The sequence below is a fragment of the Paraburkholderia sp. BL6665CI2N2 genome (genome assembly GCF_004366535.1).
In the GTDB taxonomy this organism is placed as follows: Bacteria; Pseudomonadota; Gammaproteobacteria; order Burkholderiales; family Burkholderiaceae; genus Paraburkholderia.
The window spans coordinates 7207247-7230157 of the sequence record NZ_SORC01000001.1; the positions used below are offsets into that span (position 1 = coordinate 7207247).

General features: G+C 63.5%; 18 protein-coding genes. 12 read left to right on the forward strand and 6 right to left on the reverse strand.

Annotation, left to right across the window (positions count from 1 at the left end; all coding sequences use genetic code 11):
* Window positions 1–106 precede the first annotated feature (106 nt).
* The 6 genes from B0G81_RS32305 to astE are packed head-to-tail and all read left to right on the forward strand — an operon-like array spanning window position 107 to window position 7331.
* Window positions 107–1342 carry an aspartate aminotransferase family protein gene (locus B0G81_RS32305; RefSeq protein ID WP_134141019.1) on the forward strand — a complete coding sequence of 412 codons (1236 nt, stop codon included), beginning with the start codon at window positions 107–109 and terminating at the stop codon, window positions 1340–1342.
* Between the two features lie 41 nt (window positions 1343–1383).
* A complete protein-coding gene (gene aruF / locus B0G81_RS32310) occupies window positions 1384–2442 on the forward strand; it encodes an arginine/ornithine succinyltransferase subunit alpha (protein ID WP_134143273.1) in 1059 nt (352 codons plus the stop codon).
* Window positions 2439–3479 (forward strand): arginine N-succinyltransferase, encoded by a 1041-nt coding sequence (gene astA / locus B0G81_RS32315; RefSeq protein ID WP_134141021.1) that lies wholly within the window; start codon window positions 2439–2441, stop codon window positions 3477–3479. The genes aruF and astA overlap by 4 nt, the downstream gene beginning before the upstream one ends.
* Before the next feature lie 2 nt (window positions 3480–3481).
* Window positions 3482–4945: a succinylglutamate-semialdehyde dehydrogenase gene (gene astD / locus B0G81_RS32320; RefSeq protein ID WP_134141023.1), complete on the forward strand. Its 1464-nt coding sequence runs from the start codon at window positions 3482–3484 to the stop codon at window positions 4943–4945.
* Between the two features lie 9 nt (window positions 4946–4954).
* Window positions 4955–6295 carry an N-succinylarginine dihydrolase gene (gene astB, locus B0G81_RS32325; protein WP_106285977.1) on the forward strand — a complete coding sequence of 447 codons (1341 nt, stop codon included), beginning with the start codon at window positions 4955–4957 and terminating at the stop codon, window positions 6293–6295.
* The gene (gene astE / locus B0G81_RS32330; RefSeq protein ID WP_243856668.1) at window positions 6279–7331 is read left to right on the forward strand and encodes a succinylglutamate desuccinylase; all 1053 of its coding nucleotides are present in this window, start codon (window positions 6279–6281) and stop codon (window positions 7329–7331) included. Before astB ends, astE begins: the two co-directional genes overlap by 17 nt.
* A 67-nt stretch (window positions 7332–7398) precedes the next feature.
* Here the strand turns inward: astE and gstA are convergent, their stop codons facing one another.
* Window positions 7399–8019, reverse strand: a complete 621-nt coding sequence (gene gstA / locus B0G81_RS32335) for a glutathione transferase GstA (RefSeq protein ID WP_134141025.1) — start codon at window positions 8017–8019, stop codon at window positions 7399–7401.
* A gap of 126 nt (window positions 8020–8145) precedes the next feature.
* Here gstA and B0G81_RS32340 point away from each other — a divergent pair, with 126 nt between their 5' ends.
* A complete protein-coding gene (locus B0G81_RS32340; RefSeq protein ID WP_134141027.1) occupies window positions 8146–9054 on the forward strand; it encodes a LysR family transcriptional regulator in 909 nt (302 codons plus the stop codon).
* 246 nt (window positions 9055–9300) lie between these two features.
* A complete protein-coding gene (locus B0G81_RS32345; protein ID WP_134141029.1) occupies window positions 9301–10095 on the forward strand; it encodes an ABC transporter substrate-binding protein in 795 nt (264 codons plus the stop codon).
* Window positions 10096–10189: 94 nt separating this feature from the next.
* Here B0G81_RS32345 and B0G81_RS32350 read toward each other — a convergent pair whose 3' ends face one another.
* A complete protein-coding gene (locus tag B0G81_RS32350; protein WP_106285981.1) occupies window positions 10190–10948 on the reverse strand; it encodes an acetoacetate decarboxylase in 759 nt (252 codons plus the stop codon).
* Between the two features lie 265 nt (window positions 10949–11213).
* Between B0G81_RS32350 and B0G81_RS32355 the strand changes: the two genes are divergently transcribed.
* On the forward strand, window positions 11214–12584 hold the full coding sequence (locus tag B0G81_RS32355; protein WP_134141031.1) for an EAL domain-containing protein: 1371 nt from the start codon (window positions 11214–11216) through the stop codon (window positions 12582–12584).
* Window positions 12585–12720: 136 nt separating this feature from the next.
* Here the strand turns inward: B0G81_RS32355 and B0G81_RS32360 are convergent, their stop codons facing one another.
* Both B0G81_RS32360 and B0G81_RS32365 read right to left on the reverse strand, forming a co-directional pair.
* Window positions 12721–14178, reverse strand: coding sequence for an HDOD domain-containing protein (locus B0G81_RS32360; protein ID WP_134141033.1), 1458 nt, complete (start codon window positions 14176–14178; stop codon window positions 12721–12723).
* A gap of 103 nt (window positions 14179–14281) precedes the next feature.
* Entirely contained in the window at window positions 14282–16096 is a 1815-nt protein-coding gene (locus tag B0G81_RS32365) for a sensor domain-containing phosphodiesterase (protein ID WP_134141035.1), read from the reverse strand.
* Window positions 16097–16396: 300 nt separating this feature from the next.
* Between B0G81_RS32365 and B0G81_RS32370 the strand changes: the two genes are divergently transcribed.
* The 3 genes from B0G81_RS32370 to B0G81_RS32380 all read left to right on the forward strand — a co-directional run bounded on the left by B0G81_RS32370 (window position 16397) and on the right by B0G81_RS32380 (window position 19072).
* Complete coding sequence (locus tag B0G81_RS32370) at window positions 16397–17734, forward strand: EAL domain-containing protein (RefSeq protein ID WP_134141037.1); 1338 nt, start codon at window positions 16397–16399, stop codon at window positions 17732–17734.
* Between the two features lie 198 nt (window positions 17735–17932).
* On the forward strand, window positions 17933–18496 hold the full coding sequence (locus B0G81_RS32375) for a peroxiredoxin (RefSeq protein ID WP_106285986.1): 564 nt from the start codon (window positions 17933–17935) through the stop codon (window positions 18494–18496).
* A gap of 108 nt (window positions 18497–18604) precedes the next feature.
* A complete protein-coding gene (locus B0G81_RS32380) occupies window positions 18605–19072 on the forward strand; it encodes a hypothetical protein (protein WP_134141039.1) in 468 nt (155 codons plus the stop codon).
* 239 nt (window positions 19073–19311) lie between these two features.
* Here the strand turns inward: B0G81_RS32380 and B0G81_RS32385 are convergent, their stop codons facing one another.
* A complete protein-coding gene (locus B0G81_RS32385) occupies window positions 19312–20577 on the reverse strand; it encodes an IS256 family transposase (protein WP_134141041.1) in 1266 nt (421 codons plus the stop codon).
* Window positions 20578–21122: 545 nt separating this feature from the next.
* Entirely contained in the window at window positions 21123–22850 is a 1728-nt protein-coding gene (locus tag B0G81_RS32390; protein ID WP_134141043.1) for a ShlB/FhaC/HecB family hemolysin secretion/activation protein, read from the reverse strand.
* Window positions 22851–22911 lie beyond the last annotated feature (61 nt).

Consider the following 22911-nt stretch of genomic DNA (forward strand, 5'->3'; position numbering starts at 1 on the left):
CCGATTCGCGTGGAACCTCATAGAAAGCGTCGCGTATGCGCAAGACGTATCGCGTGCGGTTTCCTACACTACCTGTATTACCTCTCACCTGTAACGAGGATTTGCCATGAACGACCTGACAGTGACACGCCAGACCTTCGACGAAGTCATGGTGCCGGTGTTTTCGCCCGCCGCCTTCGTGCCGGATCGCGGTCTCGGCTCACGCGTCTGGGATACGCAAGGCCGCGACTATATCGACTTCGCCGGCGGCATCGCCGTCACCGCTCTCGGTCATGCGCATCCCGAACTGCTGAACGTGTTGCACGAGCAGGGCGGCAAGCTGTGGCACATCGGCAATGGTTACACCAACGAGCCGGTGCTGCGCCTCGCCAGACGCCTCGAAGACCTGACATTCGCCGACCGCGCGTTCTTCGCCAACTCGGGCGCGGAAGCGAACGAGGCCGCGCTGAAGCTGGCACGCCGCGTCGCGTTCGACCGCCACGGCGCGGATAAATACGAAATCATCTCGTTCACGCAGTCGTTCCATGGCCGTACGTTCTTCACGGTCAGCGTCGGCGGCCAGCCGAAGTATTCGGAAGGCTTCGGCCCGGTGCCGGCCGGCATCACCCACTTGCCGTACAACGACATCGAAGCGGCAAAGAAAGCCATCGGCGCGCAAACTTGCGCGGTGATCGTCGAGCCGATTCAGGGCGAAGGCGGCGTGATTCCGGCGGATCCGGCGTTCCTGAAAGCACTGCGCGAAGCCTGCGATCAGCACGGCGCACTGCTAATTTTTGACGAGGTACAAACGGGTGTGGGCCGCAGCGGCTATTTCTACGCGTACGAGGAAACCGGCGTGACGCCGGACATCTTGACCACCGCGAAGGCGCTCGGCAATGGATTCCCGATCGGCGCGATGCTGACCACCAACGAACTGGCCGCGTATTTCAAGGTCGGCGTGCACGGCACGACGTACGGCGGCAATCCGTTGGGCGCGGCGATCGCTGAGAAGGTGGTCGAGTTGGTCAGTGACACGAAGCTGCTGGAAGGCGTGCGCTCGCGCAGTGAAGCGCTGAAAGGCCACTTGGCAAAGTTGAACGAACGCTTCGGTCTGTTCACGGAAGTGCGCGGCCGGGGTCTTCTGATCGGTGCGGAATTGACCGATGCATTCAAGGGCCGCGCGAAAGATTTCGTCACGGCGGCAGGCCAGCACGGCGTGATCATGCTGATGGCCGGTCCTGACGTGCTGCGTTTCGTGCCGTCGCTGATCATGCCGCTCGACGACATGAACGAAGGCTTCGAACGACTCGCCAAGGCCATCGAAAGCATTGTCGGCGCGAAGGCCGAAGCGGCGTCGAACTGATCCACGGCATTGATCATGCGTCACATTCAACAGGAACGATGATGCTCTTTGTACGCCCAGGCCGCCTCGCCGATCTCGACGCGCTCGAACATATGGCGCGCACCGCGCAACCGGTGCTGCATTCCCTGCCGCACGACCGGGGTGCGCTCGAAGCGCGCGTCGCGTTATCGGAAGACTCGTTTCGCGCGGAAGTCGATTTTCCGGGCGAAGAGTTCTATCTGTTCGTGCTCGAAGATGCGCAGAGCGGCAAGCTGATGGGCACGGCGAGCATTGTCGCCGCGGCCGGTTATTCGGACCCGTTCTACGCATTTCGCAACGACGCGCTGATTCATGCGTCGCGCGAACTGCACGTGAACCGCAAGATTCACGCGCTGACCATGTCGCATGAGTTGACCGGCAAGAGCCGCCTTGCGGGCTATTACATCGATCCGTCGCTGCGTGGCGACGCCGCCGCGCATCTCATGTCGCGTGCGCGAATGATGTACATCGCCGCCAATCGCAAGCGCTTCACGCCCGAGGTGTTTTCGCTGCTGCTCGGCGTGACCGACGAGAACGGCGTGTCGCCGTTCTGGGAAGCGGTGGGGCGCAAGTTCTTCGGTCGCAACTTCGCGGACATCGAGATCGAATCGGGTGGCCGCAGCCGCACATTCATCGCCGAAGTAATGCCCACGTATCCCATCTATGTGCCGTTGCTGCCCGAGGCGGCGCAGCGCGTGCTCGGCGAGCCGGATTCGAAGGCCTTGCTCGCGTATGACATTCACCTTGAAGAAGGCTTCGAGACGGATCGTTACATCGATATTTTCGACGCGGGTCCGGTGTTGACCGCGCAGGTGGATCGCAGCGCTTGCGTGACGCGCAACGAAACGCGTGTGGTGCACGAGAACGATGCGCCCGCCGACGGTTCGACGTATCTGATCGCGCATAACGGCGCCGATGGCGAATTCCGCTGTGTGCTCGGCGAATTGACGGCAGGTAAAGAAGCCGGCGCGTCGTTGCCGCACGCGGCGCGAGCGGCGCTCGGCGTCGAAGAAGGCGACACGGTGCGCTGCGTGCCGCTGCACCAGCCGCATCAGGATGAACAATCGGGAGAGGCACGATGATCGTCGTTCGCGTTGTGCAACGAGGCGATGTGGACGCGCTCATGCGGCTTGCGCAGGAAACCGGCCCGGGTCTCACCACCTTCAAGCCGGACCGCGACGCACTGGCGGCACGCGTGGAACGCGCGCGCCGCACGATGGAAGACAAGGCCGAGCCGCATGAAGCCGGCTACTTCTTCGTGATGGAAGACACCGACACGGGCGACATCGCCGGCGTGTGCGGCATCGAAACCGCAGTCGGCCTGCAACAGCCGTTCTACAACTACCGCGTGAGCACCGTGGTGCACGCGAGCCAGGACCTCGGCATCTGGACGCGCATGCGCGCGCTGAATATCTCGCACGACCTGACGGGTTATGCCGAAGTGTGCTCGCTGTTCCTCAGCCCGCGTTATCGCACGAGCGGCGTGGGCGGTTTGCTGTCGCGCTCGCGCTTCATGTTTCTCGCGCAGTTTCGCGAGCGTTTTCCGCAGCGTCTGTGCGCGGAATTGCGCGGCCACTTCGACGCCGAAGGCACCTCGCCGTTCTGGCGCGCGGTCGGCTCGCATTTCTACCAGATCGATTTCAATGCGGCGGACTATCTGAGTTCGCATGGCCGCAAGGCGTTCCTCGCCGAGTTGATGCCGCGCTATCCGGTGTATGTCGAGCTGTTGCCGGAAGAGGCGCAGGAGTGCGTCGGCCTTACGCATAACGACACGATTCCGGCGCGCCGCATGCTCGAATCGGAAGGGCTGCGCTACGAGAATCACGTCGATATCTTCGACGCGGGTCCGGTGCTCGAATGCCATATCGCCGACTTGCGCACGGTGCGCGAGAGCGTGGTGGTGCCGGTCGAGATCGCGGCGTCCAGCACCTCGGGCGCGCCGCAGGATGGACCGAAATCGATGGTGTCGAATACCTCGTTGGGCGATTTTCGCGTCGGCGTGGTGGCGGGCGTGCCGCAGGACGGCGTATTCCGTCTGAGCGCGATTGAAGCCGCGGCACTCGACGTCAAGGCAGGCGACCTCGTGCGCGTGCTGCCGCAGAAACACAAACAGGGATGATCATGAGCGAGCTTTTCATCGACGGCGAATGGGCCGCCGGCACAGGACCCGCATTCGCGTCGCGCAACCCGGGCACGGGCGCGACGGTGTGGGAAGGCAACAGCGCCTCGGCGGACGACGTCGACCATGCGGTGCGCAGCGCGCGCCGCGCCTTCGCCGCGTGGTCGGCGTTGAGCCTCGACGAGCGTTGCGGCGTGGTGCGCCGCTTCGCCGCGCTCGTGACCGAGCGCAAGGAAGCTCTGGCTGAAGCGATCGGCCGCGAAACCGGCAAGCCGTTGTGGGAAGCGCGCACGGAAGCGGCTTCGATGGCGGCCAAGGTCGAGATCTCGATTCAGGCCTATAACGAGCGCACCGGCGAAAAGCGTTCGGCGATGACGGACGGCACAGCCGTGCTGCGGCATCGTCCGCATGGCGTGGTGGCGGTGTTCGGGCCGTACAACTTTCCGGGGCATTTGCCGAACGGGCACATCGTGCCGGCGCTGATCGCGGGCAATGCGGTTGTCTTCAAGCCGTCGGAACTCGCGCCCGGCGTGGCCGCGCTCACCGTGCAGATCTGGCGCGACGCGGGCTTGCCCGCGGGCGTGCTGAATCTCGTGCAAGGCGAGAAGGACACCGGCATTGCGCTCGCGAATCATCGGCAGATCGACGGTCTGTTCTTCACGGGTAGTTCGGATACCGGAACATTGCTGCACAAGCAGTTCGGCGGCCGCCCGGAAATCGTGCTGGCGCTCGAAATGGGCGGCAACAATCCGCTCGTGATCGGCCCGGTGGCCGACGTGGATGCCGCCGTGCATCACACGATTCAATCGGCGTTTCTGTCGGCGGGTCAACGCTGCACGTGCGCACGCCGCATTTTTGTGCCGAACGATGCGGGCGGCGATCGCTTCATGGAACGCTTGACCGAAGTCACGTCGCGCATCACGGTTGGCGAATACAACGCCGATCCGCAACCGTTCATGGGCGCGGTGATCTCGGCCCGCGCGGCGTCGCGGCTCGTTGCCGCGCAGGAACGTTTGCTGGCTGACGGCGCAAGCGCTTTACTGAAGATGGAACAGCGCGACCCGAAGCTCGGCTTCGTCACGCCCGCGATTCTCGACGTCACGAGCGTGAAGAATCTGCCCGATGAAGAACACTTCGGTCCTTTGGCACAAATCATCCGCTACGGCAGCTTCAATGAAGCGCTGGAGCAGGCCAACGACACCGAGTTCGGTCTCTCCGCCGGCCTGCTCGCCGACGACGAAGCGCTCTGGACGCATTTCCAGCGCACCATCCGCGCGGGCATCGTCAACTGGAACCGGCCGACCAACGGTGCATCGTCGGGCGCGCCGTTCGGCGGGCCGGGCCGCTCGGGCAATCACCGGCCGAGCGCGTACTACGCAGCCGACTACTGCGCGTTCCCGATGGCATCCGTCGAAAGCGCGCAACTGCAAATGCCCGCGAGCGTCTCGCCGGGCCTTCAATTCTAAGGATCGACGATGCAAGCCACTGAAGCCAATTTCGACGGCCTGGTCGGCCCGACCCACAACTACGCGGGACTCTCGTTCGGCAACGTCGCGTCGCAGAACAACGAGAAGTCGGTTGCGAATCCGAAGGCGGCGGCGCGGCAGGGCCTGCGCAAGATGAAGCAATTGGCCGATCTCGGCTTTCATCAGGGCGTGTTGCCGCCGCAGGAGCGTCCGTCGATGCGTCTGTTGCGCGAACTCGGTTTCTCCGGCGACGACGCCACCGTAATCGCGCGCGTGGCGAGAGACGCGCCCGAACTGCTGGCCGCCGCGAGTTCGGCTTCGGCGATGTGGACCGCGAATGCGGCGACCGTGAGTCCGTCCGCCGACACTCACGACGGCCGCGTGCATTTCACGCCGGCCAATCTGTGCAGCAAGCTGCATCGCGCGATCGAACACGAGTCGACGCGCCGCACATTGCGCGCGATTTTCAACGACGCCGACCGTTTCGTGGTGCACGAGGCGTTGCCCGGCACGCCCGCGCTCGGCGACGAAGGCGCGGCGAATCACACGCGCTTCTGCGCGGACTATGCGGCACGAGGCGTCGAATTCTTCGTGTATGGCCGCAGCGAGTATCGGCGCGGGCCGGAGCCGAAGCGCTTCCCGGCGCGTCAAACCTTCGAGGCGAGCCGCGCGGTCGCGCATCGTCATGGCCTTGCGGAATCGGCTACGGTGTACGCGCAGCAGAACCCGGACGTGATCGACGCGGGCGTGTTCCATAACGACGTGATCGCAGTCGGCAATCGCAATACGCTGTTCTGTCATCAACTGGCATTCGTCGAACAGAACGCGGTATACGACGAACTGCGTTCGAAGCTCACCGGCCTGAAGGCGGACTTCAACGTGATCGAGGTGCCGGACGCGCAGGTGAGCGTGGCCGACGCCGTCACCTCGTATCTGTTCAACAGCCAGTTGCTGACGCGTCCGGACGGCAAGCAGGTGCTGGTGGTGCCGCAGGAATGCCGCGAAAACCCGCGCGTGGCGGCATATCTCGACGATCTGGCATCGCATGCGGGCCCGATCGACGACGTGCTGGTGTTCGATCTGCGCGAAAGCATGAAGAACGGCGGCGGCCCGGCGTGTCTGCGTCTGCGTGTCGTGCTCGACGACGCGGAACGCGCGGCCGTCACGCAAGGCGTGTGGATCAACGACACCTTGTTCGGCCGACTCGATACGTGGATCGAAAAACATTATCGTGACCGCCTCGCGCCCGCCGATCTGACCGATCCGCAATTGCTCGCCGAATCGCGCACCGCGCTCGACGAACTGACGCAGATTCTCGGTTTGGGCTCGCTGTATGACTTCCAGCGCTGAGCGCGATATGCCGGTTCCGATGCTCGACGATTTTCTGGCCTATACGCTGGCGGGCACGCGACCGGCCGCGAATGAAACACAGGGCACGTGTGCCGGCGGCGTGCGCTGGTCGTGGCTGGACGACGGCGTGCTGTTGATGGAGCCGGCGGCGCAGGAAGAGGGCGTGCGCAGCGTGCTCGTCTCCGCCGGTGTGCACGGCGACGAGACCGCGCCGATCGAGCTGCTGGGTTTTCTGGTGCGTGACATCGCGCAAGGCACGGCTGCGCTGACTTGCCGCCTGCTGGTGGTTCTCGGCAACGTCGACGCCATGCGCGACGCGTGCCGTTATCGCGACGACGATCTGAACCGGCTCTTCAGCGGGCGTCATCTGCAAGTGCCGCAGAGTTATGAAGCACCGCGTGCCGCCGCGCTCGAACAGGCGGCGACGCAGTTCTTCGCGGCGGCGTCGGGTGAGCCGGGCGCGCGCTGGCATATCGACATGCACACGGCGATCCGCGCGTCCGCCTTCGAACAATTCGCGTTGCTGCCGCATACCGGCAAGCCGTTTTCGCGCGCGATGTTCGACTGGCTCGGCGAGGCGCGTATCAGCGCGGTGCTGTTGCATACCACCAAGGGCAATACGTATTCGCATTTCACCGCGCAGGCGTGCGGCGCCGAAGCGTGCACGCTGGAACTCGGCAAGGTGCGTCCGTTCGGTCAGAACGATCTGACGCGTTTCGCCGGCGCCGATCACGCGGTGCGTCATCTGCTGGCGGGCATGCGCGGCGAGGTTCGTGCGGATCTGCCGCGCGCTTTCACGGTGATCGATCAGATCACCAAGCAAAGCGCCGCGTTCGAATTGCTGGTCGCCGCCGATGTCGCGAATTTCACGCCGTTCGCGAAAGGCACCGTTCTCGCGCGCGACGGCGAATACCGCTATGTCGTGCAGCACGACGAGGAACGGCTCGTGTTTCCGAACGCGACGGTCAAGCCCGGTTTGCGCGCCGGGTTGATGGTCGTCGAGACGACGCAGGACACGCTCTCGAAGCTCGTGTAGTTCACTACTGTGCAAGACCCTAACGTTGCGCGCCAGGGCGCGCAACGTTTCTCACGTTCGCGGCCGTTTAAGCCGCGTTCGCGCGGATCAAACCTTCCGCCACCATCGCCTGCCGCACCTTCGGCCGTGCCGCAACGCGCTCCAGATACGCCTCCAGCTTCGGATAGGCGCCAAGATCGATCGACAGCATGCGCGCCCAGCTCAGCACGGTGAACGCATACGCATCGGCGACGGAGAACCGTCCCGTCAGATAGTCGCGTGCCGCGAGCACCTTGTCGAGTTCGCTAAAACGCGTGGCGAGTTTCGCGCGGCATTCAGCCTTCGTCGACTCGGCCGTCTCCTGATGCCAGAGCCACGGGCTGAACGTCTTGTGCAATTCCGTGCTGATATACGTGAGCCAGCCGAGCGCTTCGAGCCGTTGCGGCGATCCCGCGGGCGGCAGCAGATCCGACTCGGGCGCAAGATCGGCGACGTATTGCAGCAGCGCGGCGCCTTCGGTGTGGCGCGAGCCATCGGCGAATTCGAGGAGCGGCACATAGCCGCGCGGCGAGATCGCGTAATAGTCGTCGCCGTTGGCGAGCTTGTGCGTTTGCAGATTGACCTTGATGCCTTCGAAGTCGAGATCCGCTTCGCGCAATGCAATGTGAACCGCCAACGAACAGGCGCCCGGCGAGTAATAGAGTTTCATGGTTTCACCGCTATAAATGAGGATAAAGTCCCGGCAGGTGCCGGTGGCAAAGCTGGTCGGCCGACAAGTCCATGTGGTAAAAGTAGCCCGGATCGCATTCCGGATAAACAGGCGGCTTGCCAAACCATGCGTGCAAAAACGCAATACGAACTGACTTCGGCGGATACGCAGACCATTCTCGCGCTGGTGCGCGCCGGCACGCTCGCGGAAGCCGCGCAGCGTTTGGGTATCGACGCCTCGACCATCTTCCGCTCGGTGCAGCGGATTGAACGCGGGCTAGGGCAGCGTTTGTTCGAGCGCTCACGCAGCGGCTATCACGCCACGCCGCTCGGCGCGCAACTGGCGCGTCACGCCGAGCGCATTGAAAGCGAACTCGCGGCGGCGCGCTCGACGGTGCAGACGAGTAGCGATCGCGTGTCCGGCAGCGTCCACGTGACGACCACCGATACCGTGCTATACGGCCTGCTGTTGCCCGCGCTGCATGATTTCGTGGCGCTGCATCCGGCGTTGTCGTTCGAGCTGACGGCGACCAACAGTCTCGCGAGTCTCACCAAACGCGACGCCGATATCGCCGTGCGCGCCACGCGCCGCGCGCCGGATCATCTGGTCGGCAAGCACGTGGGCCCGCTGCGTATCGCGGTGTTCGCCGCCAGGAGCCGCGGCATCCAGGCGAGTGATGTCGATGCGCTGGCGCGTTGCGACTGGGCGGCCCTGGACGCCTCGCTCGGCGACCATCCTTCCGTGCTCTGGCGCAAGCGTCATTGCCCGACAGTCGAGCCGCGCTACAAGACCAACAGCGTGATGGCGGTGTTCGAACTCGTGGTGCGCGGTTTTGGCGTCGGCATCTTGCCGACCTTTCTCGCGCGCGGCCGCGACGATCTCGTGCAATTGACACCGCCGCTCGACGAAGCCGAGTCGCAGGTGTGGGTGCTTGCGCATCCGGAATCGCGTCATTTGCCGCATGTGGCCGCCGTCTATACGCACCTGTCGCAACAACTCAGCGGCGACTTCGCAGCCGGCGACGGCGCGCTCTAACACGTTCGGCTTTGCCTGAACGCGACAGCTATTTACACCTTTGCGCGTGAGCCCAAGGCGCGTGCGTAGCGACGCGCCACGCGGCGCGCCCGCAGGCGCGGCAAACGCAGCCTGTACAATCGCGGCCTCGCGGCTGTTGCGCTGCACCACACCGGCCGCACGAGTTTGAAGCGCAATTTTGGCCGGGCAATCATGCTTGCCCGAAGTCGGCTACGTCTTATTCAATACCGTAGAGGAACACCCGTAATGAAGATGAATTGGCGAAACATGGCTGCGCTCGCGCTGTTCGCGGCGGCTTCGGTCACGGCCGGCACCGCAGCGGCGGCCGATATCAAGGAAGTGCATTTCGGCGTCGAGGCGTCGTATGCACCGTTCGAATCGAAGTCGCCGTCGGGCGAGCTGCAGGGTTTCGACATCGACGTCGGCAATGCCGTGTGCGCGAAGCTGAAGGCCAAATGCGTGTGGGTGGAGAACTCGTTCGACGGTCTGATCCCGGCCTTGCAGGCGCGCAAGTTCAACGCCATCAACTCGGACATGACGATCACGGATCAGCGCCGCCAGGCGATCGACTTCACGGATCCGATCTATACGATCCCGAATCAGATGATTGCAAAGAAGGGCAGCGGTCTGCTGCCGACGCCGGCATCGCTCAAGGGTAAGCATGTCGGCGTGCTGCAAGGCACGATTCAGGAAACCTACGCGAAGGCGCGTTGGGCGCCGGCCGGCGTCGAAGTCGTGCCGTATCAGACGCAGGATCAGATTTACGCCGACCTCGCGTCGGGCCGTCTCGACGCCGCGTTCCAGGACGCGGAAGCCGCGTCGAAAGGCTTCCTGAAAAAGCCGCAAGGCGCGGGCTTCGAGTTCGCCGGTCCGGCCGTCACCGATGAGAAGCTGCTCGGCCCGGGCGTCGGCTTCGGCGTCCGCAAGGGCGACAAGGCTCTGAAGGACGCGCTGAACCAGGCGCTCAAGGAACTGAAAGCTGACGGCACGATCGACCGTTTCGCAGCGAAGTACTTCGATGTGAAGGTGGTGTTGAAGTAACGCGCGTCTTAAGTGATTCGTTGTAGCTGATGCAAACGGCCGCTAATCGCGGCCGTCTGCATTTGAGGCGTTGCGAGAGCCGACCGCCAATCGATCAACGCACGTTTGCTTCCGGCTGATCGAGATAATCGAACACGACTTCGCCGAGACCGAGCGTGAGATCGGCAAGCAGATGGCGTGCTTCGACGATCTCCAGCACCGGCAATTCCGCGACCGGCGCGAGCGCGTGCGGCGCCAGTTCGAGTGCGGCCGGGCCGGTCCATGCGCCTTTCAGATCGATGTCCTGCAGGTAGTAGCGCACCAGTTCGCAGATACGCGGCGTGCCGTCCACATGCGGAATCACCTTGAGCAAAAAGTTCGGCGTTTCGAGGCGCTTTTTCTGCTGCGCCAGATCGAGTTGCCGATGCTTGTAGCCCATGGTGCCGGTGGCGATGCGCACCGGGCCGTAGTCGAGCGTGCCGACAAGCGTGTCGGTATGCACGGCGAGCACCGGGTTCGCGAGCTTCTTCGGAAAGCCCCACAGTTCGCGGCCGCCGGCAATGGGCGGATGGTCGTCCAGATACATGGCCAGCGTGTAGCCGCCCGCCACGCCCTTGTACGACACCGGGATCACCTGGCCGCTTTCCGTGTAATCGCCGAAGCCCGTCGAATCGGGCATGCGGATGAACTCGTAGTGCACCAGCGGCTCGCCGATCTCGAGCGGCTCGGGCACCACGGCGCGCAGTTTGTCCGGATCGGTGCGGTAGGTGATGATCAGAAATTCGCGGTTGATGAACCGGTACGGACCCATGGGGAATGCCGGGCTCGTGATCGGCATGGCGAAGGCATTTGACAGCACGCTTTTGACGTCCATGTTTTTCCTTGGTGGTTAAACGCGGGTGGAACGCTTCTGCACTGCACAAGAGTATCGGCGATTTTGCGTCGCCTCGCTTTCAGACTGATCTCCAATTATTTCCAGATATTGCCTCACGGACGTGTCCACGCATGGCGGCCTGCGCTAAAATTGCCGAGCCCATCGCGGGCGCTACAGCCTTCATGGCTTGAGACGCGCGCTGGCGGTGCGGCGAAAATCAAAATACAGCAGTCAGCGCCGGGGCGGCGCTTAGCGGGGGAGTGCAATGACCACCATCGCAGTCGAGAATCCGGGCCACACGGGTGCAACGGACAATGCGCAATTGAATGCCAGTTTCGCGCGGCAGCCTATTCTGAATCGGGACGGCATGCTGTGCGGCTACGAGATCAAGGTGCGGGCACCGGAATGGTCCGCGCAGACGGCGGACACCGCACATGCCGCGGGGCATGAGAGCAGCGATGCCGGCGCGTCATCGCACCGCGCGCCCGATCCGGCGCAACGCGTGGCGCAAGCCATCCTTCACGGCCTGCTTCAGGGCAATGTGCGTGGTGCGCTGACCGGGCATCCGGCTTATGTGGACGTCAGCCGCGAGATGCTTTTCGACGAGGCGATTCTGAGCTTGCCCGCCGAGCGCTTCATGCTCGAATTGGCGCCCACCATCGAGATCGACGACGCGCTGGTGGCGCGTATCGTCCAGTTGCACGGGCGGCGCTATCGCTTCGTGCTCGACGAGGTGACTCAGCCCAACGAAGGCTTCGCCAGACTGCTGCCTTATGCCGAAGTCGTCAAGATCGATTTCATGCACGCGCCACGCGCGCTGCTGCCGAAACTGGCGAGCGTGCTCAAGTCGGCGGGCAAGCTGCTGGTCGCCTCGGGCATCGACGCGCAGGCCGATTTCGAAACGGCGCATGGACTCGGCTTCGATCGCTTTCAGGGCTACTTCTTCGCGCGCGCGCAGAACTCGGCGACGCGCCGTGTCAGCGCGCCGCGCCATGCGTTGCTGAACCTGCTGCAACTGCTCTCGGGTGATCCGACCGTTGCGCAGCTCGAAGCCGAACTCAAGCTGAACCCGGTGCTGGTGATGCATCTGATGAAGCTCGCTAATTCGAGCGGGCTGGCCGTCGGCCACAAGGTCACGACGCTGCGCGAAGCGATCAACGCGACCGGCACCAACCGCATCGCGCGCTGGACCCAGCTGCTGCTCTACGCCGACGGCCGCAAGGTCGCGCTCGAGGACGATCCCCTGCTGCAACTCGCCGCGACCCGCGCGCGCTTCATGGAACTGGCGATCGAGCGTCTGCCCGAAGCCGGCCGCGACGAAGCCGACGCGGCGTTCCTGACCGGCGTATTTTCATTCGTCGACGCGGTGTTCGGCGGCTCGCTCGAAAGCACCTTGAACGTGCTGACGCTGTCGCGTCCTATCCAGGCGGGCATTCTGCATCGGCAGGGCGCGCTGGGGTTGCTGCTGAGCGCGGTCGAAGCGCTCGAATGCGGCGCGTGGGATGAGATCGACGCGCTGTGCGAACGCTTGCAGCCGTTGACGGTGGAAGAGGTGGCGGAACTGGGTCTGGTGGCCGGCGCGTGGGCCGGCGTCGCGGACCGCAGCGCGCAAGGTCTGGAAAGAATCGAGGATTGAGTTCAGCGATTCAGCCGGAGACCGCTGCATGTCAGGCGTGGCGGTCCCGGCGGGACTGGCTCAATTTCAACTTGGCGTCGGGCAAACACAGAACAGGTGAGAGTGAAGCGTCGTGATCAACGATCACGCCAGGTCTTCACATCATCTCCATTTCCCGCATCTGCCCCAGGCCGAAAAAACGGCCTAACTCCTTGGCCAGTTCATTCAACACGCTCATCTCTTTCTGTGAGATGCGCCGTGGCTCCTGACTATGCGACCAGTCGCCGTAGAGCAGCGCCACCGTCGTGTCGCTTTCATCGACGACTGGCAGCAGCACGAAGGCGCGGGCATCGTCGAAGGAGCGGCGGAACCATTCGGGCAGCCGCGCGACCATCTTCGGATCGCGTGCGTTCTCGATGAAGATGCCCACCGAGTTCGCGATCGCCAGATGAAACACGTCGGGTTCGAAGGCGGTACTGAACGTTAGTTTCGGCAACGCGGCGTCGATCTTCGGGCCGAGACCGAGGCGCGCCTTGAAGGTGCCGTTGCTGTGCTTGACGAACACCACGGTGCGCGCAAAGCCGAGGCCGGCTAGCAGCGTTTCCGCGGCCATCGCCAGCGCCGGCGCGAGCGGACTGCCGCCCGGCAGCCCGCGCAGATCTTCGACGCCCACCGCGATACGCGCCTCGGGATTGAGCGCCTCGCGCGCGATCGCATCCGCATTCGCGCGCAGTTCGACGATTTCGCGCATCACACCGTCGCCGCCTTCTTCGCGGGCGAGCGCCACGCTCATTTCGAGCAGCACTTCGGGATCCGTGTTCAGCGCGCCGCAATATTCCTGCGCCAGTTCGGCGATGCGTTCCTCGCGCTCCCAGTCCGGCATGTTCTGCTGGGTGAGCACGTCGGCGACCGCCGTCGAGTAATTGGTGATGGCGCGCAGCCACTGCACCTGGCGCGGCTGCGTGACGTCTTGCGGGTCGAACTCGCCCATGCCGGAGCGGATCATGTCGGGCAGCCGCCAGCGCACGGCGGCTTCGGCGCCGATTTCGTCGAACGTGACGCCGAGCACCAGCACGCAGGCATCGGCTTCGAGCGCGCCGTCGTCGATATGGCGGCGAATCTGGTCCCATTCGGCGTCGAGATAGAACACCACCAGCAGTTTGCCGATCTGCCGCATCAGCGTGCAGACCACGGCTTCTTCGCCGGCGCGCAGATCGCCGCGCTCGGTCAGCTTGCGCGCGACGCAGCCCGACAGCAGCGTGCGGTTCAGTTCGAGTTTCGCGTCGATGCGGCGCGGCGCGCTGTGATGAAAGTGATCGACGATCTTCAGGCCGACCACGAGATGGCCGACCGCGTCCATGCCGAGCACCATCAGCGCGCGCGACACGGTCGTGATGTTGCCGCCGAACGCCATGTACATGGCGGAGTTGGCGAGCCGCAGCACTTTTTGCGTGAGGGCGAAGTCCGACAACACCACCTGCACGAGTCCGGTGAAGTCGAGGTCGTCATTGTTCATCGCCGCCATGGTGGAGCGCAGCGACTGCGACAGCATGGGGAAATCGCCGCGCTCGCTCATTCGTGTCCAGAGCCGGTCGAGCACCGCCGCCTTTACCATGTGAGTCCCGCCAAAGCCATACATGTTCCAATGAGTGCCACGCCGGCCAGAGACCGGCTTGTTCCGCTGCATGATTCAAGACATGAGCGCTTCGCCTGCATGGCTAGGCGCTGTGCAAATGAAGCGTGCGTGCTTCGAAACGCTGCGCGAGTTCGTCGGAGGGCAGCGCCTTGCAGACGAGCCAACCCTGAATGTGGTCGCATCCCATCTCGGTGAGCAGGGTGCGCTGCGCTTCTGTTTCGACGCCCTCGGCCACCAGCTCGAGATCCAATGTCTGAGCGAGGCCCACGACGGCACTAACGATTGCCTGATCGTTCCGGGAGGTTAGCAGATTCTCGACAAAACTCCTGTCGATCTTGAGCTTGGCCAGCGGGAAGCGTTGCAGGTAAGCCAGGCTCGAATAGCCGGTGCCGAAGTCGTCGACCGCGAAGCGAATGCCCATGGCGGTCAGTTCTTCGAGCAGACCCTTGGCATGCGCGGGGTCGTGCATCAGCAGGCTTTCGGTGATCTCGAACACGAGCCGGCGCGGATCGATGCCGGTCAACTCGATCGCCTCGCGCACGGAGTCCTTGAAGCGCGGATCGCGGAACTGCTGCGGCGACACGTTCACGGCCACGTATTGCAGCGAGATGCCCTTCGCATCCCACTGGATCAATTGCATGCAGGCCACCTTCAACACCCAGTTGCCGAGGAAGTTGATCAGGCCGATCGACTCAGCAAGTGGGATGAACATGGACGGCGGCACCAGCCCATGCACCGGATGCAACCAGCGAATCAGCGCTTCCACGCCGACCACGCCGTGCGTGCGGCTGCTCGTGATCGGCTGGAAATGCAGCGAGAACTCGCCGTTGCGCACGCCGTCGTAAAGGTCGGCCTCCAGCTTCAGGCGTTCCGCGTCGGCGGGGTTGTCGTCGGGGACGTAGAAGGCGAGCGTGTTGCCGCCGGCCGCCTTGGCCTGCAGGAGGGCGTGGTCGGCCCAGCGCAGCAGATGGGTGTCGTGGGCGGCGGTGTCGTTGGCGTGGCGCACATCCGGATAGAGCGCGATGCCGATGCTCGCCGACAGATGCACCTGCTGGCCGTTGAACACATACGGCTGCTGGATCGCGGTCAACAGGCGCCGCGCCAGCGTTTCGGCGGCGGCCGCCGCGTCGGTGCGGCTGGCGGCGGGCTTCACGAGAATCGCGAACTCGTCGCTGGCCACGCGCGCCACGGTCTCGCTCGGGCTCGTCATGTTCAGGATGCGGCGCGAGGTGTCGCGCAGCATTTCGTCGCCGGCATCGTAGCCGAGCGCGCGGTTCACGCGCTGATAGTCGTCGAGGTCGAGCAGCAGCAGCGCCGCCGGCGTGCCGTGCGCGTCGGCTTGCTGCTGGGCGTCGAGGAGCGCCGGAATCAGCGCCGACTGGTTGGCCAGATTGGTCAGGCGGTCCAGATGCAGCGCCTGGGTCAGACGTTCTTCGGTGGCGCGCCAGGCGGACACGTCGAAGCCGGCGATCGCATAACCCGCGGTGCCGTCGTGACTGCTGCGCACCACGCGCAGCTCGACTGTGATCGGATAAGTCAGCGACTTGATGAGGCTGAGCGTGGCCTTCTCGACGTTGCCCGAGACGGCGGCGCGCGTCAGCAGGGTGTCGAGGCGCGGCACGTCGGCCGGCGCCACGAGGTCGTGCAGCGTGATGGTCTCGAGATACTCGCGGTGATAACCGATGAAGCGCAGGCTGGCTTCGGACACATAGATAAAGCGCAACTCGTCGTCGACGTGCGCCAGCAGGTCGACGGCGCCGACCACCTGTTCCAGTTGCGCAGCGCGGCTTGCGGCCGTCTGCGGCTTGCCGTCCACGCGCCGGCCGAACGCACGAAGCCGGTCCATGACCGTGCGCAAGGAGCCCCGGCGGGGCGCGGTGATCCTGTTCGCTTCCATGTTTATCGCTGGCAACCTGTATTCGTCTGCAGGCGGGCGGCTCACCTGCCCGCCAATCAGGGCGGTCGGGAGGTATCACGCCGCCCCATCAGAACGAGATAACGACCTTTGCGGCGAAATCTTTAGCGCCCGGCGCAAAAAACATCCGGTAAGGAAACGCTTGCACGGCCTGGCGGCGGCGCGGGAACGATTCAGTTAAAGTGCGGCTGTGCGACGTCCGTTAATAGGACAAACCTGTTGTGCAGTACCGGCTGAGACGTCGCTGCTGCGTAGCTTACCGAAGACTTCCCCCGATGCTCCATGTCTCAACGCCATCAAGCCAAGGCCACTGCCCGGCATAACGAGGTGCTCGACGCAGCTGCCGACGGCGCCGAACCGTGGCCCGCCACGCAATTCGTGTATCTGGGCCGTCAGCCGATCCTCGATCGCGACGGCGCGCTGAATGCTTATGAATTGTTGTTTCGAGCCGGCGCGCATAACTACGCCGAAGTCACCGACGACGCCCAGGCGACCGCGCAGGTGGTGGCGCGGGCGATCGGCGGGATCGGCGTGCCGACGGTGTTGGGCCCGCATCGCGGTTTCGTCAATATCGACCGTGCGCTGCTGTTCAACGACATCGTCCATCTGATGCCGCCCGAGCGCTTCGTGCTCGAAATCCTGGAGACCGTGAAATTCGACGCGCAACTGGTCCGCCGTCTGGGCGAGTTGCGCCGCGCCGGCTTTCAGGTGGCGCTCGACGACGTGAGCGAACTGTCCGACGAGCTGAGCGGCGCGCTGCCGCATGCCGACATCGTCAAGATCGACTTTCTGCAGACCGACCGCGCCGTGCTGCCGAAGCTGGCGTCGCTGGTGCGTGGGCAGGGCAAGACGCTGATCGCGGAGAAGGTCGAGACGCGCGAGGATTTCGCGCTCGCGCGGGATCTCGGCTTCGATCTGTTTCAGGGCTACTTCTTTGCGCGGCCGCAGGTGCTGGCCGCGCCGCGCAACCGTTCGCTGCGGCCGGGCCTGATGCGCCTGCTGGCGTTGCTCGCGCGCGATGCCGGCATTGTCGAACTCGAAGCGGAACTCAAGCTGAACCCGAGCGTGGTCGTGCAACTGCTGCGCCTCGTCAATTCGGGTGCATTCGGGCTGGGACGCAATATCGCGTCGTTGCGCGAGGCGATCATCGCCACCGGCACACGGCAGATCGCGCGCTGGGCGCAGCTGCTGTTGTACGCCGACAGCGGCGAGCTGCCGTGGCGCGCCGATCCGCTGGTGCAACTGGCGGGCACGCGCTCGCGTTTCATGGAGCTGGCCGCGGCTTGGCTGCGTCCCGCCGACGACGAATTCGCCGATGCCGCCTTCATGACCGGAATTTTTTCGCTGATCCACGTGGTGCTGGGCAGCACGCCCGGTGCGGCGCTGGAGAAACTCAGCCTCGCGCCGCAGATTCGCGAGGCGATCGTGTCGAGGCGCGGCGAGCTCGGCACCTTGCTGCGGCTCGCCGAGGCGGCGGGCGAGGGCGTGGACGCGGCATCGATCGCACTGGGCCCCGACGCGCCCGCCGGCTTCGTGGCCTTTACGCCCGACGTGCTGGCCGAGCTGAACCTGTCGGCCGCTGCCTGGTTCGGCGCGCATATCGAGGAAGCGGTCGCCTGACGGGCGGGGCGGCGGCGTCGCGGGCTTGCAGTTGCTTGCCGTGGCGCGTTCATGTCAGCGACTCTGCATCCTTCAGGCCGGTTCTTACGTACCTTGTGAGTACGTGGTCCAATAGCGGAGTTGGCCGGCATTCTCATGAACGCGGCGGCCCTGGGTTCTTTGGACGAACCGCGTGCATCCACGCCTGGAGAAAAGCAGATGAAGAAGAAATTCATATCGGCGGCACTGGCCGCAGCCGTGTCGGTGGGATTCGCCATGCATTCGCTTACCGCCTCGGCGACTCTCAAGCCGGGCGACGTGGCGCCGTCGTTCACCACTCAGGCTTCGTTGGGCGGCAAGACCTACACCTATTCGCTTGCCGACGAACTGAAGAAGGGGCCGGTGGTGGTGTATTTCTATCCGGCGGCCTTTACCACGGGCTGCACGATCGAAGCCCACGAGTTCGCCGAAGCGGTCGACGAGTACAAAAAATACGGCGCGACGGTGATCGGCGTGTCGCACGACAACATCGACACACTGACGAAGTTTTCGGTGAGCGAGTGCCGCAGCAAATTCCCGGTGGCGGCCGATGCCGATTCGAAGGTGATCGGCCAATACGACGCTGGCATGCCGATGCATGCTTCGATGGCGAATCGCGTGTCGTATGTGATCGCGCCGGATGGCAAGATCATTTACGAGTACACGAGCCTGTCGCCGGAGAAGCATGTCGAGAATACGCTGAAGGCCGTGAAGGATTGGGCGGCGGCGCATAAGCAGCCTTGAGGTTAAGCGGAGCGTCTGCGCAATTTTCGCAATGGTTTTTTGCGGTGTTCCTGCGGCGAGCGGTGAGCATCGCTCGTGCTAGGCTGCGTTTTTTCTTGTGAGCTTGCGATGCCGATTGTCGTTGCGTTGATTGCGCTGATCGCGCTGGGGTATGGGGCGGTGCGGGCGTTTGATGCCTTGCAGGCGGATTTTGGGTTGGGGGTTGCTGTTGGCGTTGCTGTGCTGGTGGGTTTGTTGCTGATTGCCGCGTTGGGTTATTGGTGGTGGCGTCGCAAGGAAGTGGCTTCCAACGTCCGTGACGGAGATTGGACTCATGAACTCAAGGGGAGTTGGGGGGGGGCCGTGCGGCTCGCTGCCGATAAGCGGCTTTGTGAGATTCGGTTGGGCCAGGAGCAGGGGGCCTATATTTTTGCCGACCTGCTAGGGGCGGAAGTGCAGCGGCCTGGCGCGCAGTGGCAGGTTGTTTTGAAAGTCAAGGATCCTAAGCATCGGGTTTGGGTTTTGCCCATGCGGGATGAGAGGCAGGCTCGGCAATGGGCGAGGGTTTTTGAGCTTGCTGTGGGGCAGAGGCTTTAGGTTTTTGGTTTTTTGGTCTCTGGAGTTGGCCTTTTCTTGATTTGTTTGTGGTCTATTAGTGTTGCCCCTGTGCGGGGCGGCACTTACTTCTCTTTGCCGGCCGCAAAGAGAAGTAAGCAAGAGAAAGCGGCTCACACCGCTAGTTCTTAAGCGGGTCCCTCGCGCAGCCACGGTAGTGGTGCATCTGGAGTCAGTGCTCGAACCTGTCCGCATTTTTGTGTGCGAGGCGGTTAGCGGAGTTACCCGCGTGCGTTGGTAAAACGCTCGCCAAACAGAATAGCGAACTGGTTCATGGCGGAGGACCAGTCGAATGCCGCCCGTACAGACTTCGTCAGCACGTTGCGCAATGCCAGCCACAGTAGCTTGATGGCGGCCTCGTCGTTGGGGAAGTGGCCGCGGGTCTTGATGATCTTGCGTAGTTGCATGTTCAGACTCTCAATGGCATTCGTGGTGTAGACGACACGGCGTATGTCGGGCGGAAACACGAAGAACGGTGTGACGTTCTCCCACGCCCGTCGCCACGACTGCACGATGGTCGGATACTTCGCACCCCATGGCCCTTCGGCAAAGGCCTCCAGGGCCTGCTGCGCGGCCTGTTCGTTCGCGGCGGCATAGACCGGGCGCAGCGCTGCGGCGACGCTTTTGCGGTCCTTGTAGCTGGCGTATTCCAGGCTGTTGCGGATCAGGTGCACGATGCAGGTCTGCACGGCCGTGCGCGGGTACGCCGTGCCGATCGCCTCGGCCAGCCCCTTCAGGCCGTCGACCACCGCGATCAGGATGTCCTGGCAGCCCCGGGTTTTCAGTTCATTGAACACCTTCAGCCAGAACTTCGCACCTTCGGTCTGCTCGATCCACAGGCCGAGCACGTCGCGCTGGCCGTCGGCCTGAATGCCCAGCGCCAGATACACCGCCTTGTTGCTCACCACACCGTCGCCACGGATCTTCACGCGCAGCGCGTCGAAGAACACCACCGGGTACATCGGCTCAAGCGGACGGCTTTGCCAGGCAAGCGTTTCGGCCATCACCTCATCGGTGACCGAGCTGATGAAGTCGGGTGAGACCTCGGTGCCATAGCTCTCGGCCAGAAACGCCTGGATCTCGCGCACGCTCATGCCGCGCGCGTACATGGCAATGATGCGTTCGTCAAAGCCCGTGAAACGGCGCTCGTGTTTGGGAATCAGGATCGGCTCGAAGCTGCCTTCACGGTCGCGCGGCAGATCGACCCGCACCGGGCCACGCTCGGTGATGAGTGTCTTGCCGCTGGCGCCGTTGCGTTCATTGGTCTGCTCCGCAGGCTTGGGCTGGCCGGGCCGGTAGCCCAGATGCATGTTCATTTCGGCGCCCATCGCGCGTTCGATGAGCGCCTTGTTGAACGCCAGCATCAGGTCCTGAACCTCGGCGGGCGTCATCGGACCCTTCACCAGTTCATCCAGCAGCGCTTCAGGCAGTTCAGGCAGCGGCCCGCGGGCCGCTGCCTGAGACGCGACGGTGCGTTTCTTTTTCATCGGCATATCCATGACCTTGATCCCTCATGATATGCCCCGCCCACGAAATTAAGGATAGGTCCCAGTGCTCTCGCACATTCGGCGTGAGTGACACAGCAGTCATTCTTCCGGCGGCGCTCCGCGCGCCGAAGCGCCGTTCATAACGCCCCCCGTACATTCAAATTGACAGTGCCCACGACGCTTTTGCTGCCGCTGTTTGACGTGCTGCGCTCACCAAAACCTTAGGTTTCCCAGGCATACCCGTCCGCGACGCACGCAGTGCGGAGCGGGAGCTGATGAGCCCTTGGTCACTGGCGCGGAGTGCGCGAAAACACTGATTCCAGATGCACCACTACCGTGGCTGTGCGGGGGACCCGCTTAAGAATTAGCGGTGTGAGCCGCTTTCTCTTGCTTACTTCTCTTTGCGGCCGGCAAAGCAATTATCTCCGTACAACCCTTATGGATAGGCGCTTTCAGCGATTAATGCAATTCGCTACCCTCAATCCTACCCCCAATACAATTTTTGACGCATTGACGCAAAGTTACGAGCTGTCCGGCGCTTTCGCCTAGAACTGCGCGGTCATTTGAAAGCCGACCGTTGCGCGTGCGGTCGGAAAGCCTGACGGCTTGTAGATCGGTGTTCCGGCGAACAGGTCGTAGGACAGGCCTGCAATCTTTGCGGGCACACCACCGCGAATGCCGATCACCGCGCCCGCCAGTTGCGTCCCCGCCAGAAATGCCGTGTTCGGCCCGAACACGCGCCCGTAGTCGATCCCCGCATACAACGTCTGACCCGTCTGGAAGACCGGCCACTGCAGTTCGTTGCGCCAGTAGAAGCCTTTCTCTGCTGCGAGCATCGTTTCGCCGTCGAAGCCTCGCACCGTGTAGCGACTGCCGATGGTCAGGTCGTCCAGATAGAACAGCGTGTCGTTGGTGAACTGGCCGTGAACCGTCGTCACGTAGCGGAAATTCTGTGTTGCGACGGCGAACGGCACCGACAGGTTCGCGTCGAGCACGGCCATGTGAAAGCGGTACGTCGGGCCGTCCGGGTACGGGTTGGGCGTCGCGCCGAGTCCGCCGATGCCCTGACGGTATGCAAGCGTGCCGTCGAACTGCGCCGCGCCGAAGTAATGCCGGTCGGTCGCGCCGAGTTCCAGAAACGTGTTGTTGCGCGCCTGTGTCCGAATGCTCGCATCGTCCATGAAGCTGTCGCCGAAACGCTTCGATAGCTGCGCATATCCGCCCAGCACGTCGTTCTGGCCACGCGAGAGAACGCGTGCGATGCGCAGCGCGGCCGTCTGTGAATTGCCGCTCGATACGACAGTATCGTTCACGACGGCGATGTTCTGATAGTACGTGTTGGTGTTGCCTGACAGGGTCGCCGTCCAGTAGCCGAACGGAATGGAATACGAACCATTGAATCCGTGCGAGCCGAGTGCCTTGTTGCCGAACGACAGATCCTGATTCGCGCCGACCGTGAACACGTCATTGAGCCCAAGCGGGTTATCAATGCCAAGGCTGACATTGCCTTGCCACTTGCCCGCCGACGACGTGCCCGAGTTATCGACCGAAGCGACGAACGTCCAGGGCTTCGCGCGCCTCACTGTCACGACGACATCGCTTTCGCCGGGGATGTCGGTCGGTTCGATCTTCATGTCCACGTCCTGACTTGCAACGCGCTTCATCTGCTCCAGACCTTGCTCCAGATCGCGCATGTTCAGCAGGTCACCGCCGCTGACCGGAAACGCGTTTTTCCACGTTCCCCACATGGAAGGATCGGCCAACCGGACCTGCCGAACCAGACCCGGCACGAGCGCAAACGACAACGTGCCCGCCGTCAAGTCCTGCTGCGGCACGAGTACACGCGTGGTTACATAACCACGGCCAAGAACCGCTTGCTGCAATCCCTTTGTGAGCGCGTCGATACCTGCCTTGCCTATACACTGCCCTTTGTAGTGGTCAAGCCACTCGCGTGCAAATGCGAACGGATCGAGCGGCAGTGCGGACGCGCCTTTCGTGTGCGCCGCGGCTGACAGTGTGCCGGGCACGTCGAGCGCGAACCGGTCGATGCGAAAGCACGGCGTTTCAGCCGGAAGCGCCGGAAAGGCTTCGACCTTCTGCAAGGTCGAGCGCACGGCCGGCGCCTGTACTGCCGCTTCGCGCTGCTGTGCGTCGCGCCGCTGCTGCTGGTTCTGTTCGGTTTCGATACCGCCGAGGCTTTGCCCCTGCACATTAAACGCGAGCGCGACCATAGCCGTGAGCGGCAGCGCCGCCAGGCTCTTTATGATTTTCATACTGTGATCGTTGTGGCAGGGCGCAAAAAAAGGATCGCACCCAGAAATTTTTTAACTTTGT